Origin of the sequence: Burkholderia sp. AU33803 (genome assembly GCF_002223095.1) — a bacterium.
Classification (GTDB): Bacteria; Pseudomonadota; Gammaproteobacteria; order Burkholderiales; family Burkholderiaceae; genus Burkholderia.
On the sequence record NZ_NKFJ01000008.1, the window covers coordinates 1 to 13,723 of the forward strand.

Here is a 13,723-nt window from a genome sequence, read left to right on the forward strand (position 1 = left end):
ATCTTCGCGCGCGTGCCGCGCACCACCGCGTTGCATGAAGAGATTGCCGAACTGCGTTCGGAACTGCAGCGCCTCGGCCGCTTCGGCCGCATGCTCGGCAGCTCGCCCGCGATGCAGGCCGTCTACGACGCGATCGGCCGCGTGGCGCGCACCGAGGCATCGGTGCTGCTGACGGGCGAATCGGGCACCGGCAAGGAGCTGGCCGCGCAGACGGTGCACGACTTGAGCTTGCGCCGCCGCGGCCCGTTCCTCGCGGTGAACTGCGGCGCGATCGCCGCGAACCTCGTCGAAAGCGAGATGTTCGGCCACGACCGCGGCAGCTTCACGGGCGCGGAGCGCCAGCACAAGGGCTTCTTCGAACGGGCGGACGGCGGCACGCTGTTTCTCGACGAGATCACCGAGATGCCGCTCGAGTCGCAGGTCAAGCTGCTGCGCGTGCTCGAGACGGGGCGCCTCACGCGGCTCGGCTCGACGCGCGAGATCGACGTGGACGTGCGCATCGTCGCGGCGACCAACCGCGACCCGGAGGCCGCGATGGCCGACGGCAAGCTGCGGCCCGACCTGTTCCACCGGATCAACGTGTTCCCGATTCCGCTGCCGTCGCTGCGCGAACGCGGCGACGACATCCCGATGCTCGCCGATGCATTCCTGCAGCAGTTCAACGCCGACAGCGGCCGGAACCTGCGCTTCGCGCCGGCCGCGCGCGATGCGCTGAAGACCTACGCGTGGCCCGGCAACGTGCGCGAGCTGCGCAACTTCGTGCAGCGGGCGAGCATCTTCTGCGACGCGGACGTGATCGATACGCTGCCGCCGCCGATCATGGACGAACTGTCGAACCTGGCCGATTCGCACGAGGATCGTGTGACCGTACCTTTCGGCACGTCGCTCGAGGAAGCCGACCGGCGACTGATCCTCGGCACGATCGCGCAATGCGGGGGCGTGAAGGCGCAGGCGGCCGAAGTGCTCGACGTCAGCCTGAAGATGATCTACAACCGGCTCGCGCAGCTCGAAAACGAAGTGGACAAGCCGGAATCCTGATGTCGCCGCGACCGACCCGTCAGCAGGAGCGTGATCGATGATCGATATTTCGCGGACCCGCGCCGGCAACTACGTCACGGCCGTCATGCTGGTTGCGATCGCCACCGTGCTGCAGGCGCTCGCGATCCGCTTCGGCGGCGTGAACCTGCCGCTGGTCCTCTACTATCCGCTGCTCGCGGGCGCCGCGTGGGCGACGTCGTTCCTGTTCGGGATGGCCTCGACGGTCGTCAGCGGCCTGCTCGTGTGGACGCTGTTCCTCTCGGATCCCGCGGCCTATACGCAGCCGCTGCCCGACCGGCTCGTGCGGCTCGGCACCTTCGTGCTGATCTGCGCGCTCGTCTGCGCGGTCGCGTCGATGCTGCGCCAGGCGCGCTTCACGAGCGATGCGGCGCTACGACGTGAAGCGGCCGCGCGCCGGCGGCTCGACGCCGTGCTGCAGGCGTTGCCGCATGGCGTGATCGCCACCGATACGAACGGGCGGCTCACCTACCTCAACGCCGCCGCGGCCGCGCTCGTCGGCTGCCGGCCGGACGATGCGATCGGCCGCGCCGCGCGCGACGTGCTGCGGATCGTCGATCGCGACGGCCGGCGCGTTCAATCGACCCCGCTCGATCTCGCGCTCGGCGGCGAGGGTGTCGCGTCGGATCGCCACTGGCTGCACGCGGACGGGAGCGAGCCGGTGCCGATCGTCGAGGTGGCCGCGCCGCTCGGCGATGCGGACGGTAACGTCGACGGCGCCGTGCTGCTGCTGCGCGACGCGGGCGCGGACCGTTCGCGGGTCGATGCGTCGCGGTTGCAGCGGGCCGTCGTCGATGCGTCGCCCGACGCGATCGTCGGCATCGATGGCGACGGCCGCATCGTCAGCTGGAACCCGGCCGCGCAACGCATGTTCGGCTACGACGAAAGCGATGCGCATGGGCGCACGTTCGAATCGCTGGTGGCGATGCGCTGGCTGAAGCGCAAGCCGCTCGTCCAGTCGTTCGACGACATGCACGCGGCGGTCGGGCCGATCGACCTGCTGTGCGTGCGGCGCGACGGCCGGCGTTTCCGTGCGACCGTGTCGGCGGGCCCGGTACGCGGCGACGTGCGTGCGTCCGTCGCGTTGTCGCTGACGCTGCGCGAAGCCGGCGCGCAGCGCCGCCGCGACCTGCGCGCGCAGCGGTCGCTGCAGGGCGCACGCGATGCGCGCGACCAGGCCGATACGTCGAACCGGCTGAAGGACGAACTGCTCGCGACGGTGTCGCACGAGCTGCGCACGCCGCTGAACGTGATCTACGGCTGGGTCGAGGTGCTGCGCAATTCGGGCGACAGCGCGCTGCAGCAGCAGGCGGTCGACGCGATCGACCGCAGCGCGCGCTCGCTCACGCGGATGGTCGGCGACATCCTCGACGCGTCGTCGCTCGCGACCGGCAAGCTGCAGCTCGACGCGATGCCGGTGGACGTCGTGCGGCTGTTCTCCGATTCGGTCGGCGCGTTCCAGACGGCCGCATCGTCGGCCGGCATCGTGCTCGAATTCGACTGTGCGGCGTCGACCTGCGTGGTGTCGGGCGATGCCGAGCGCTTGCGGCAGATGCTGTCGAACCTCGTGTCGAACGCGCTTAAGTTCACGCCGTCCGGCGGCAGCGTGACGGTCGGGCTCGCCCGCGTCGACGCGCGCGTGGTGCTGACCGTGAGCGACACGGGGCAGGGCATCGTGCCGGCGTTCCTGCCGTACGTGTTCGACATGTTCCGCCGCGCGGAGGATTCGCCGGCGTCGTCGCGGCGCGGGCTGGGCCTCGGCCTGTCGATCGTGCGGCATATCGCCGAACTGCACGGCGGCGGCGTGACGGTCGAGAGCGCGGGCCGCAATCGCGGCGCGACATTTACGGTGACGTTGCCGGCCGGCTGGCAGCCGGCCGGCGCGATGGCGTGGGGGAGTGCGCCCGTGGACGTCCATCGTGCCCCGTTGACGCTCGATACGCAGCGCATCCTGATCGTCGACGACGATCCGACGACGCGCGAGAGCCTGACGGCCGCGCTGACGACGTTCGGCGCGGCCGTCGCGATCGCGTCGACGGGGCTGGAAGCGCTCGCGGTGGCCGCCGACCTGCGGCCGACCGTCGTGCTGTCCGATCTCGCGATGCCCGACGGCGACGGCTTCTGGCTGCTCGACGCATTGCGGCGCGCCGGCATGAACGACGGCGGACCGCCCGGCATGCGGGTGCTCGCCGTGACCGCGCATGCGGGCCTGGCCGACGAACGCCGCGCGCTCGAGGCCGGCTTCGACGGCTATCTGTGCAAGCCGGTCGACGTGCGCGAACTGGCGGACAAGATCGTGCGCGTGACGAAACAGGACGGCTGACGCGGCGGCCGTCCGTCGCTGCCCGGTTGCGACGGCCCGGGTGGGTGACGCGCGGCCGGCCTTGGCCGGAGGCCGGCACGCTGCATCGCGCGCGGCCTGCGACGCGCCATCACTTCCGCTTCGGCTGCGACACGCCTTCGAGCGTGTTCGCGACGTCGTCGCGCGCCGGGCCGGCCGAGCGCGCCGCGATGTCCGCGAGCGACAGCATGCCGACCCGCCGCTCGTCGTGATCGACGACCGGCAGGCGGCGCAGTTGCGCATCGCGCCATGTCATGCTGGATCTCGTCCAGCGAATCGTCCTCGATGATGCGAACGTTTCCGCAACGACCATGCCCGGGGTTGGCACGCGGCACGCGACTTGCCGCATCGACGGGGAACACGACGAAGATGACGACGACCACGCGCGGCGCGACCCGTGCCGGCCGCGCGCCCATCACACGGAGGCACGATGACGATTCCAAAACGGCGAGAGGGCGTGCGCTACGAACTCAACGTTTGCGGCGGCGGGTTCGATTCGGTGAAGAGCCATTTCAAGGAATGGAAGCGCGAACCGCTGATCTACCGGCCCGATCGCCGGATGTTCGAGGGCAAGGCCGACGTGCGGCCGCTCGGAGACGAGACGTTCGCCGCGACCGAGCCGGCGAGATTCGCGCTGCAGCGTGCGTGCGAGCCCGCCGACCCGTATGCGCTCGCGGCACGCGTGCGCGACGACGGCCGCGAGCTGTGGCTCGTGATGGCCGCGTACGACGCATAGCGGCGCGCAGGCACGCAGCGCAGCGAACGACGGCGGGTCCGAACGCCCGGCGCACCGCGGGACGGCGTGCTTGACGCGTGAACGGACGGCACGTGGATTGCGGACTGCCCGGGGCCTGCCCAACCGATTCCGCGGCTGCCGCGGATGTCAGGAGGTGTTCGATGAAACCGATCCGCACGATCCGCACCGGCGCATGCCTGCTGGCCACCGCGTGCGCGCTGGCTGCCTGCACGCAACCTGCTCCCTACGGCGCGCGAGGCGCGCCGCCCGCGCCGCCCGGCGCCCACCCGCCGTCGCCGGGCACGACGATGCCCGATGCCAATACGCGCTACGAGCCGCGGCCGTCGCCGGGCAACACGTTGCCGCCGGGCGCGACCGGCGGCGACCCGGCCGACGTGCCGCCACCGGGCCCGAACGGCACGCCGGGCGACCCGCCGCTGCCGGGCACGCCGCCGCCGACGCAGTACTGATACTTGCTGCAGCCGGCGCGTGGCGGGACGGTGCGCGAAACACGTGCCCAAAACTTGCCGACAGCTTGTAAAAAAGCGGCTCCGACGGCCTGCAAGACGGGGTACGGACCCGCGTGACCCGCGACGCGGTGCGACCGGGCCGCCTGGCATGGAAGCTGCGTTATTCCTGACCGAATACGAAACGAAACCCGTGAAACGTCAGGAGAACCTTCGATGTCCGTCTCGCTTGCGCTGCAGATGCGACAGCATCTGGCACTTACGCCGAGGCTTCAGCAGTCGCTGCGGTTGCTGCAGTTGTCCTCGCTCGAATTTCAACAGGAGTTGCGGCAGGCGCTCGATCAGAATCCGTTCCTCGAGGATGGCCAGGCAGACGAGGAGGCTGCCGCCGACGCAACCGGGCAGCCGGCCGAAGCCGCCGCGCCCGAAGCGGCACCCGAGCCCGACGACGCTCGTCGGCAGGACGGCGACGCGCCCGAAGTGCCCGAGGCGTCCGAAGTGTCGTTGACGGCCGCGCCCGCGCCGCGCGGCACGAGCCACCACGGCGACGATGCGGGTGGCCAGTCGCCCGGCGAATGGCTGGCCGCGGAGCCGTCGCTGAATCAGCAGTTGCACGATGCGTTGCGGCTCTATCCGTTGAACCGGCGTGACCGTGAAGCCGCGCGCCTCGTGATCGACGCGCTCGACGACGACGGCTACCTGCGCCAGGAACTGGGCGAACTGCTGGTGGCGGCCGACCCCGCGCTGCTGCTCTCCGAGCAGGATCTCGCGGTCGCGCTGCGGCTCGTGCAGATGCTCGACCGCCCGGGCCTGGCCGCGCGCTCGCTGTCCGAGTGTCTCGTGCTGCAACTCGACGCGATTCCGGCCGGCACGCCGGCGCTCGCGGAAGCGAAAGCGATCGCGCGCGAGCATCTCGAGCGTCTGGCACGCCGCGAGACGGCCGAGATCCAGCGGCGGCTCGGCTGCGACGCGCCGACGCTGCAGGCGGCCTGCGCGCTGGTGCGCGGGCTCGACCCGCGCCCCGGCAATCATTACGGCAGCACGCGCGGCGACTACGTGGTGCCCGACGTGATCGTGCGCCAGGTGCGCGACGAGTGGATCGTGACGATCAACCCGGCCGTGCTGCCGCGTGCGCGGCTGCATGAACGCTATGCGACGCTGTTCGCGCAGTCGAGCGGCGAACGCGATTCACCGCTCGGCCAGCAATTGCAGGAAGCGCGCTGGCTGATCCGCAACGTGCAGAAGCGCTTCGAGACGATCCAGCGCGTCGGCGAATGCATCGTCGCGCGGCAGCGCGATTTCTTCCGCTACGGCGAGATCGCGATGAAGCCGCTCGTGCTGCGCGACATCGCCGAGGAACTCGACCTGCACGAATCGACCGTGTCGCGTGCGACGGGCAACAAGTACATGGCCACGCCGCACGGCACGTTCGAGTTCAAGCACTTCTTCCCGCGCAAGCTCGAGGCGGCCGGCAAGGGCGTGTGCTCGGCGGCGGCCGCGAAGGTGCTGATCCGCGACATGATCGCGGCCGAGCGGCACACCGATCCGCTGTCCGACGTCACGCTCGCGCAGAACCTCGCGGGCCGCGGCATCCTGCTCGCGCGTCGCACGGTGACGAAGTATCGCCAGGCGATGAAGATTCCGCCGGCCGACCTGCGCCGCCGCGACGCCGCATGACGGCGGCCCGGACGAGCCTGTGGCGTGCACGTGCCGACCGTCGCGTCGACCCGTGCACCCACGACCGGCGCGTAACCATGCCGGCAACGTCCCGTGCCCGGCAGGGCGCGGCGCGTGCCGTGCTGTCGGCCCGATGCGGCAACACGAAAATGCGGGATCTCATGCCGCCGGCGAAGCCGATCGCCTGGTCGATGAGCGAACGGGAACGTGAAAAAATGGCGTCCAAGCCGAGACGCGGCAAACCGGAGCATAAGCACGATGCGTGACCGGCGACGACGTGTATTGACCACTGCTGCCATTCAGGAGGTATCCATGCTGCGATACGCCGTCATTTTCTTCATCATCGCGATCGTCGCGGCCGTGTTCGGCTTCGGCGGTATTGCTGCCGGTGCGGCCGAGATCGCGAAGATCCTGTTCTACATCTTCGTCGTGATCTTCCTCGTCACGCTGCTGCTGGGCGTCGTCCGACGATGAGCGGCACACCCGGCCGGTCGCAGCGCATCGCGGAACTCGAGCATGCGCTCGCGAACGGTTTTCCGTCGGAATCGACCGTCGTCGTGCAGTCGGACGACGCGTCGGGGCGGTTGACGATCCAGGTGTCGTGGGTGCGCGTGCCGTCCGACGAGGACGCGCGCGAATGGCGCTGCACGGTCGACCTGCGATTCGAGCCGGACGTGATCACGCGCTATGCGTCGCTCGGCGCGGACGACCGGCTGCGCGTGCGGACGGTTCTGTGCGACCGCGCGCGACGCGCGGTGGACGAGCGCAAACCGCGCGTCGAGGAGGCGGCGATCGAATGCAACGTCGCGCTCGACGTGACGCGCGCCGAACTCGACGCTGCGCTGCGCGCGCCCTGACGCCGCTGCCGCTCGCGGGGTGACGACGCGGCGATCCGCGTGGCCGCCGCAGCACCGAACGCGGCGAGCGCATGTCGATGCTTCCCTCACACCCCTGCGGCGCCATCACCCGCGTGGCGGCCCGATTGCGCGGCCGCGCGCATCGTCATGCTCGCGTCAGCGCCGATGCTGCAGCCGGTGATACCAGTTCATCAGCGGTGTCGCGGTGATCCCGTGCGCGATCACCGATGCCGACACGACGGCCAGCACGGGGGCCGCGAGCGGGCGCACCGCGGCGGCGGGCCCATGTTCGAGCGCGAACAGCAGGTAGTAGAACGAGCCGATTCCGCGGATGCCGAACCACGCCATCAGCCGTCGCTGCGCATGCGTCGCGTGTGAGCCGGTGAGCGTGACCAGCACCGCGAGCGGGCGCACGGCGACGAACAGCACGACGGCCAGCGAGGCCGCGCCCCACGTCAGCAGCGGGCCCGGCAGCGTCATGAGCACGCTGCCGATCATCGTCATCACGATGGCTTCGGCGATCCGTTCGAGTTCGATCGTGAAGCCGAGCACCGATTCGGCCATGAACGCGTGCGCTTTTTCCGGATGCTTCTCGGTGGCGACGACGTCGGCCGAATCGATCTGGCCGATCACGTCGCGCGGCGCGCGGTCGCCGCTCGCGCGGTGCTCGACCCGGCGCATCGCGACCCCGGCCGCGAACGTCGCGATGAACCCGAATGCATGCGCGAACTGTGCGGCGCCGAACGACAGCACGATCAGCGCGAGCGCGAAGAAGCCTTCGAGGCCGAGCGCCTGGGCGTGGCGCGTGCGCAGCCAGCCGATCGTTTTCGTCGTGATCCAGCCGAGGCCGCCGCCGATCGCGGCCGCGCCGGCGATGCCCCACAGCGCGGTGAGCGCGAACGCGCCCGACAGCGGCGGCAGCCCGTGCGTCGTGCCCGGCGAGCCGCACAGCGCGAGCCCGGCCAGCGCGAACGGCAGCGCGATCCCGTCGTTCAGGCCGCCTTCGCCCGACAGCGCGAAGCGCACAAGATCGCGATCGCCCGGGTCGTGCACCTGCACGTCGTGCGCGAGCACCGGGTCGGTCGGCGAGAGGATCGCCGCGAGCAGCAGCGCGGGGCCCCAGTCGAGCCCGAGTGCGAGCATCGCGCACGCGGCCAGCAGCGGCACGGTGAGGCCCATCGCGAACAGGCCGAGGCGGCACGGCACGCGCCACAGCCGGTCGGTGAGCGGCACGCGCAGCCGCAACCCGATCGCGAACAGCGAGACGAGCAGCGCGATCTCGACGATTTCACGCAGCAGCCGTGCATCGCGTTCGAGGTCGAGATCGAGCAGGCCGGCGCCGGCCGGGCCGAGCGCGACGCCGAGCACGAGATAGATCATCGCGGTGCTGACGGGCAGGTGGCGCAACGCGGACGTCGCGACGCCCATGCCCATCAGCACCGCGCCGACGATTACGTACCAGAGCGTCTCGTGCATGTGTGCGGTAGCAGGCCGATCAGGTGGTCGCGCGCCGTCAGGGCTTGCGGCCGAACGCTTCGCGCAGCTTCCGTTTCGCGCGTTCGAGCGTGGCGCGGCGCGTTTTCGGCAGGTTGCGGCCCGCGCGGTTCACGTAGAAGTTCAGCATCGACATCGCCGACTGGAACGGCGACGCCTTGCGGCGGCGGCTGTGTTCGGCCGAATGCTTCAGCGACGCGGCGATCGCGGCCGGGTCGTCGGACTTGAAGATGTCCGGCTCGAGGTCGAGCGCATCGCTTTTTTGCATGACGTCGGCGGACCAGCGCTTGCGGTGGTGCGGATCGGTGCCGCGGGCGCGGCCCGGGCGTCGTGTGAGGTGCTTGCCATGCGCGCGGGTAGCGGTAGCGGAAGGCATTCCATGGGCTCCATTGAAGGTGACAGGGGCGTCGTGACGGGGTGGGGTACGCAAACCGCGTGCCGCGCCGCGCGCGTGATCCGTCCGACGAACCCGTGCCGGCCGCGGCACGGGGGTTGCTGCAAACGACAGACAGGACATGCCATCCCGCCATCACGCCATCACGCAGGAGGACATCATGCAATCGCATTCCCGGATCTGGCTGGAAAACGACGAGATCGACGCCGATGCCGATGGCGACACGATCGACGCCGACGATCTCGATACGACGGTCCATGTCGACGTCGCGACGGGCAGGATCACGTTTCAGGCGGCGTGGGCGGAGGCGGCCGATCCGCCGCCCGAGACCGCGCGGCATTCGGTCATGCTCGTGCTCGACTGCGACACGATGGAGCGCTATGCGGATCTCGACGAAAGCACGCGGATGCGCGTGCACGCGATCCTGCACGCCACGGTGGATGACCTGCTCGAGCGCCTGCCCGACGAACACGTGACGCTGACGGTCGAGTTGACCGATGCAATGCTCGACGCGGCGAGCCGTCTGCAGTAGCCGTGCGGATCGGTTTTCGATACTCGACTCGCGCGCGAACGGGGCGGCAGGCACGTCGCTTGCTGCGGGACTGGCATGGCACGACACGTGCCACCACGCGGACGGAGGGGCTCATGAGCGGAAGATTAGGGCATTGCCAGATAGCCATTCTCGCGGTCGGAATCGCACCGATCGATCGCGTTTCGGCGCGGGGCGCCTGACACCATGGCCGCCGATTCCGCCCGCCGCGTGACGCTGGTCGACGAGCCGCCCGTATTCGACGGTGCGGCGCTGCAGTTGCGTTTCGTCGTCGATGTCGATGGCGAACCGCAAACCTGCGCGATCACGGTCGAAGCGCTGGAAGATCATTTCGGCGCACGCTCCGCGCTGGAGGCCGACTTGCGCGATGCGTTCGAACAGGGGCATGGACAAGGTAAGCGCGAATTCCTATCATAAGCCTTGTAGTTATGAACTCCGCCTTGCTTATTACTATTTTGCGCAGTAACGCCAGATTTTTATTGCGCTAATCTAAGCGGCCCTCTGCGATCCGGACGATCCGCAATGGCTACCCTCGAACGTACCGCGTACCCGCGCTTTCCCGAGGTTCTGGCACCCCGGGAACTGCAAGCCTGTTACACCCCACTGCCCGACGAGCTCGAATGGGCGCGCCGCTCAACACGCGGTGAGCGACCTCGACTGGGCCTGCTGGTGCTGCTGAAGGTCTTTCAGCAACTGCACTATTTCCCGCCGGCCGACACCATTCCGGCCGCCGTTGTCGAGCATATTCGGGCAGCCGCGGATATCGGCGACTCCGTACAGTTCGGCTACGACACAGAGACCTCCCCAACGCTGTTCCGGCATTACGCGGCGGTTCGCACCTACCTGGACGTGAAGCCGTATTACGGCACCGACGCCAACGCGATCGCGACACGGGCGGCGCACACGGCGTCGCTGACGATGGACCAACCGGTCGACATCATCAACGCGACGATCGACGAACTCATCGCGCGCGATATCGAACTGCCGGCGTTCTCGACGCTCGATCGGCTGACCGAACAGATTCACGCGCGGGCGCAGTCCCGGCTCTTCAAGCGCGTCACGCGACGCCTGACCGATGAGCAGAAACTCGCGCTCGACCGGTTGCTCGCGCGTGATCTGTCAAGCCGGCAGACTGCCTACAACCGGATCAAGCGTCACGCGAAACGCCCATCGCGCCAGCATCTGGACCTGCTGATTGAGCAGGTCTCCTGGCTCGACGAGCTCGGCGATTTCTCACTGGCCGTCGCCGGGATTCCAGCCTCAAAGTTGCGCTCGCTCGCCAATCAGGCGATGGCGCTCGACGCGTCGGCGCTCAGGAACGACACTTCGCCCGAGAAGCGCTACACGCTGATCGTCGCGCTGCTCAACCGTATGCGCGTGCGCGCCCGCGACGATCTCGCCGACATGTTCGTCCGGCGCATGGGCGCGATCCACAAGCGCGCGAGCGACGAACTGGACGCCATTCAGCGAAAACAGCGTGATCAGGTCGAGGATCTCGTCGGCTTGCTGGACGGTGTGGTCGACATTCTCGCCGATGAATCCGACGAGACGGCCATCGCCCGAGCGGTCAGGAAGCTGCTTGCGCCGAAAGGCGATCTCGAGCCGTTGCGCGAGAGTTGTGCGGCGATCCGCGCGTTCAGCGGCCGCAACTATCTGCCGCTGCTCTGGAAGCACTTCAAGGCCCACCGTTCGGTCATGATGCGTGTCGCCCGTACGCTCGAATGGGATTCGACCAGCCCGGTCCGCACGCTGCTCGATGCGCTCGACGTCGTGCTGGAAAACGAGTCGCGGCATCGCGAGTGGATCGATGCTGATGTTGACCTGGGCTTTGCGGCGCCACGGTGGCGCAAGCTCGCACGTCGCACCCACGGCGACGGATTGCCGACCAATCGACGGTATCTCGAACTCTGCGTGTTCTCGTACATGGCCGAAGAGCTACGGGTCGGCGATCTGTGCGTGTCCGGCTCCGACGCCTACGCCGACTATCGCGATCACCTCCTGCCATGGCGGCAATGCGAGCAGCAGTTGCCAGACTATTGCGACAAGCTCGGCATGCCCACGACCAGCAGTGACTTCGTGTGCCACCTGCGTCAATGGCTGACCGACGCTTCCCACAAGCTCGACGACGAATTGCCGCGCAAGCGCGAGCACGTCGTGATCGATCGTCACGGCGAACCTATCCTGCGCAAAACCGTCGCGAAAGAGATCCCGGCGAGCGCGATCGCATTGCAGGAGCGGCTGAACGCCCGCCTGCCGACGCGAAACATGCTGGACATCCTCGCGAACATCGAACACTGGACGCATTTCACGCGGCACTTCGGGCCGCTGTCCGGGAGCGATCCCCAGATTCGCAAGGCGGCCGAGCGCTACCTGCTCACGATTTTCGCGATGGGCTGCAATCTCGGCCCGACCCAGGCGGCCCGCCATCTCGACTCGGATGTCACCGCGCACATGCTGTCGTTCGTCAACCGTCGGCACGTGAGCCTGGACAAGCTCGAGACTGCACAGCGCGAGCTGATCGAACTGTACCTGCGGCTGGACCTGCCAAAACACTGGGGCGATGGCAAGACGGTGGCGGCCGACGGCACGCAGTACGACTTCTACGACAACAACCTGCTGGCCGGCTATCACTTCCGCTACCGAAAAATGGGCGCGGTCGCGTACCGGCACGTTGCCGACAACTATATCGCGGTGTTCCAGCACTTCATTCCGCCGGGCGTCTGGGAGGCGATCTATGTGATCGAGGGCCTGCTGAAAGCGGGCCTGTCGATCAAGGCCGATACGGTCCATGCCGACACGCAGGGGCAGTCGGCCGCCGTTTTTGCGTTCACGTACCTGCTCGGCATCAACCTGATGCCGCGGATTCGCAACTGGAAGGATCTCGTCCTGTACCGCCCAGACAGCAAGGCCAAATACAAGCACGTCGACAAGCTGTTCAAGGCGACCATCGACTGGGTGCTGATCGAGCAGCACTGGCAGGAGCTGATGCAGGTCGCGCTGTCGATTCAGGCAGGCACGATCTCGTCGCCGCTGCTGCTGCGCCGGCTCGGCTCCGAAAGCCGCAAGAACCGGCTGTACCTGGCCGCGCGCGAGCTCGGCAACGTTGTTCGCACGGTGTTTCTGCTCGAGTGGATCGGCAGCCTCGAATTGCGGCAGGAGGTCACCGCGAACACGAACAAGATCGAGTCTTACAACGGCTTCTCCAAATGGCTGTCGTTCGGCGGTGACGTGATCGCCGAGAACGAGCCGGAGGAACAGCAGAAACGGCTACGCTACAATGACCTGGTCGCATCGGCCGTGATCTTGCAGAACACGGTGGACATGATGCAGGCGCTGCGCGAGATGGCGGCTAACAGCGAGAAAGTGCGCGCCGAAGACATCGAGTTTCTGAGCCCGTACCCGACCCACAACATCCGCCGCTTCGGCCACTATAAACTGCACCTGGACCGTCGGCCGGAAGCCTGGATCAAGGATCCGCTGTTCGGCCATGCTGCCCGTACCTATGCACCCCGACCATGACTGCACGCCCGGCCATCACGACGACCTATTTCGGCGATATCGACACCGCCGCGCTCGAGCGGCTCGAATCGAGCTACGATACCACCCGCCTGCTGGCCGCCGTCGATATTGTCGATCGCATACGCATCCAGCTTCATGATCCCGAGGGGCTACGCGACGATCTGCTTGAGATCCACAGCATGGCGCACTCAGTATTGAATGGCGCACCGTCGGTTCCGTCGCGCCGCGAAGGTACCTTGCCCGAGCAGGTGCTGGGCGCGCTTGATCTGATTGACGAATTTGTGATGGAACTCACGCGGGTGAGGACGATGCTCGAACCGCTCGAAGCGCTGCACCCGGACGACGGGTTTGGCGAGGGTTGAAGGCGCCCGCCCACCGATCGAGACAGTATGTGGTGGCCCGATCATTGTCAGTCATAGTTGACACGGTCGAAAAGTGTCAGCCATAGTTGACACATGATCGAACTCATCAAGACCGCCGTATTCGAACGCTGGTTGACCGACCTTCGCGACATTCGAGTGCGAGCACGCATCGAAGCCCGCATCCGCCGACTGAGTTGCATAATGAAATCAGCTACTTCCTGATTGGTCTCCTCCGCACCCCGCAGTCGCCATTGGCGTTCGCATTGCAAG

The 13,723-nt window shown here is 67.9% G+C and carries 13 protein-coding genes and 2 pseudogenes; 12 read left to right on the forward strand and 3 right to left on the reverse strand.

The genetic code is table 11. The features are described from left to right. Both CFB41_RS31520 and CFB41_RS31525 read left to right on the forward strand, forming a co-directional pair. A partial coding sequence (locus CFB41_RS31520) for a sigma-54-dependent Fis family transcriptional regulator (protein WP_089459306.1) occupies nt 1-1,038 on the forward strand: 1,038 nt, incomplete at its 5' end. Between the two features lie 37 nt (nt 1,039-1,075). Beyond that, entirely contained in the window at nt 1,076-3,379 is a 2,304-nt protein-coding gene (locus CFB41_RS31525; RefSeq protein ID WP_089459307.1) for an ATP-binding protein, read from the forward strand. 109 nt (nt 3,380-3,488) lie between these two features. Here the strand turns inward: CFB41_RS31525 and CFB41_RS31530 are convergent. Next, nucleotides 3,489-3,681: pseudogene (locus CFB41_RS31530) on the reverse strand (CBS domain-containing protein); the annotation flags it as partial. Between the two features lie 146 nt (nt 3,682-3,827). Between CFB41_RS31530 and CFB41_RS31535 the strand changes: the two are divergent. The 6 genes from CFB41_RS31535 to CFB41_RS31560 all read left to right on the forward strand — a co-directional run bounded on the left by CFB41_RS31535 (nt 3,828) and on the right by CFB41_RS31560 (nt 7,134). Then, nucleotides 3,828-4,133 (forward strand): hypothetical protein, encoded by a 306-nt coding sequence (locus tag CFB41_RS31535; RefSeq protein ID WP_089459308.1) that lies wholly within the window; start codon nt 3,828-3,830, stop codon nt 4,131-4,133. A gap of 161 nt (nt 4,134-4,294) precedes the next feature. After that, complete coding sequence (locus tag CFB41_RS31540) at nt 4,295-4,603, forward strand: hypothetical protein (RefSeq protein WP_089459309.1); 309 nt, start codon at nt 4,295-4,297, stop codon at nt 4,601-4,603. A gap of 213 nt (nt 4,604-4,816) precedes the next feature. Next, nucleotides 4,817-6,277 (forward strand): RNA polymerase factor sigma-54, encoded by a 1,461-nt coding sequence (locus CFB41_RS31545; RefSeq protein WP_089459310.1) that lies wholly within the window; start codon nt 4,817-4,819, stop codon nt 6,275-6,277. A 77-nt stretch (nt 6,278-6,354) separates the two neighbouring features. Continuing rightward, complete coding sequence (locus tag CFB41_RS31550; RefSeq protein WP_089459728.1) at nt 6,355-6,543, forward strand: DUF3008 family protein; 189 nt, start codon at nt 6,355-6,357, stop codon at nt 6,541-6,543. Between the two features lie 46 nt (nt 6,544-6,589). Beyond that, entirely contained in the window at nt 6,590-6,751 is a 162-nt protein-coding gene (locus CFB41_RS31555; RefSeq protein WP_011349711.1) for a DUF1328 domain-containing protein, read from the forward strand. Beyond that, nucleotides 6,748-7,134, forward strand: a complete 387-nt coding sequence (locus CFB41_RS31560; RefSeq protein ID WP_089459311.1) for a DUF3022 domain-containing protein — start codon at nt 6,748-6,750, stop codon at nt 7,132-7,134. The genes CFB41_RS31555 and CFB41_RS31560 overlap by 4 nt, the downstream gene beginning before the upstream one ends. A 156-nt stretch (nt 7,135-7,290) precedes the next feature. Here the strand turns inward: CFB41_RS31560 and CFB41_RS31565 are convergent, their stop codons facing one another. Together CFB41_RS31565 and CFB41_RS31570 are read right to left on the reverse strand one after the other, a co-directional pair. Next, nucleotides 7,291-8,610 carry a sodium:proton antiporter gene (locus CFB41_RS31565; RefSeq protein WP_089459312.1) on the reverse strand — a complete coding sequence of 440 codons (1,320 nt, stop codon included), beginning with the start codon at nt 8,608-8,610 and terminating at the stop codon, nt 7,291-7,293. 37 nt (nt 8,611-8,647) lie between these two features. Beyond that, entirely contained in the window at nt 8,648-9,004 is a 357-nt protein-coding gene (locus CFB41_RS31570; protein WP_089444157.1) for a DUF3175 domain-containing protein, read from the reverse strand. Between the two features lie 178 nt (nt 9,005-9,182). Here CFB41_RS31570 and CFB41_RS31575 point away from each other — a divergent pair, with 178 nt between their 5' ends. The 4 genes and pseudogenes from CFB41_RS31575 (at nt 9,183) to tnpC (ending at nt 13,453) form a co-directional block, all read left to right on the forward strand. Next, entirely contained in the window at nt 9,183-9,554 is a 372-nt protein-coding gene (locus CFB41_RS31575; protein ID WP_089459313.1) for a DUF3022 domain-containing protein, read from the forward strand. A gap of 204 nt (nt 9,555-9,758) precedes the next feature. Continuing rightward, nucleotides 9,759-9,965, forward strand: a pseudogene (locus CFB41_RS31580) (DUF1488 family protein); the annotation flags it as partial. Between the two features lie 129 nt (nt 9,966-10,094). After that, complete coding sequence (locus CFB41_RS31585; RefSeq protein ID WP_011875589.1) at nt 10,095-13,091, forward strand: Tn3 family transposase; 2,997 nt, start codon at nt 10,095-10,097, stop codon at nt 13,089-13,091. Further along, entirely contained in the window at nt 13,088-13,453 is a 366-nt protein-coding gene (gene tnpC / locus CFB41_RS31590; RefSeq protein ID WP_009693043.1) for a Tn3 family transposase post-transcriptional regulator TnpC, read from the forward strand. The genes CFB41_RS31585 and tnpC overlap by 4 nt, the downstream gene beginning before the upstream one ends. The last annotated feature ends 270 nt before the right edge of the window (nt 13,454-13,723 follow it).

Coding starts and splice junctions, on each gene's coding strand:
- CFB41_RS31525 (WP_089459307.1), top strand. CDS start 1,076: ATGATCGATATTTCGCGGACCCGCGCCGGCAACTACGTCACGGCCGTC.
- CFB41_RS31535 (WP_089459308.1), top strand. CDS start 3,828: ATGACGATTCCAAAACGGCGAGAGGGCGTGCGCTACGAACTCAACGTT.
- CFB41_RS31540 (WP_089459309.1), top strand. CDS start 4,295: ATGAAACCGATCCGCACGATCCGCACCGGCGCATGCCTGCTGGCCACC.
- CFB41_RS31545 (WP_089459310.1), top strand. CDS start 4,817: ATGTCCGTCTCGCTTGCGCTGCAGATGCGACAGCATCTGGCACTTACG.
- CFB41_RS31550 (WP_089459728.1), top strand. CDS start 6,355: ATGCCGGCAACGTCCCGTGCCCGGCAGGGCGCGGCGCGTGCCGTGCTG.
- CFB41_RS31555 (WP_011349711.1), top strand. CDS start 6,590: ATGCTGCGATACGCCGTCATTTTCTTCATCATCGCGATCGTCGCGGCC.
- CFB41_RS31560 (WP_089459311.1), top strand. CDS start 6,748: ATGAGCGGCACACCCGGCCGGTCGCAGCGCATCGCGGAACTCGAGCAT.
- CFB41_RS31565 (WP_089459312.1), bottom strand. CDS start 8,610: ATGCACGAGACGCTCTGGTACGTAATCGTCGGCGCGGTGCTGATGGGC.
- CFB41_RS31570 (WP_089444157.1), bottom strand. CDS start 9,004: ATGCCTTCCGCTACCGCTACCCGCGCGCATGGCAAGCACCTCACACGA.
- CFB41_RS31575 (WP_089459313.1), top strand. CDS start 9,183: ATGCAATCGCATTCCCGGATCTGGCTGGAAAACGACGAGATCGACGCC.
- CFB41_RS31585 (WP_011875589.1), top strand. CDS start 10,095: ATGGCTACCCTCGAACGTACCGCGTACCCGCGCTTTCCCGAGGTTCTG.
- tnpC (WP_009693043.1), top strand. CDS start 13,088: ATGACTGCACGCCCGGCCATCACGACGACCTATTTCGGCGATATCGAC.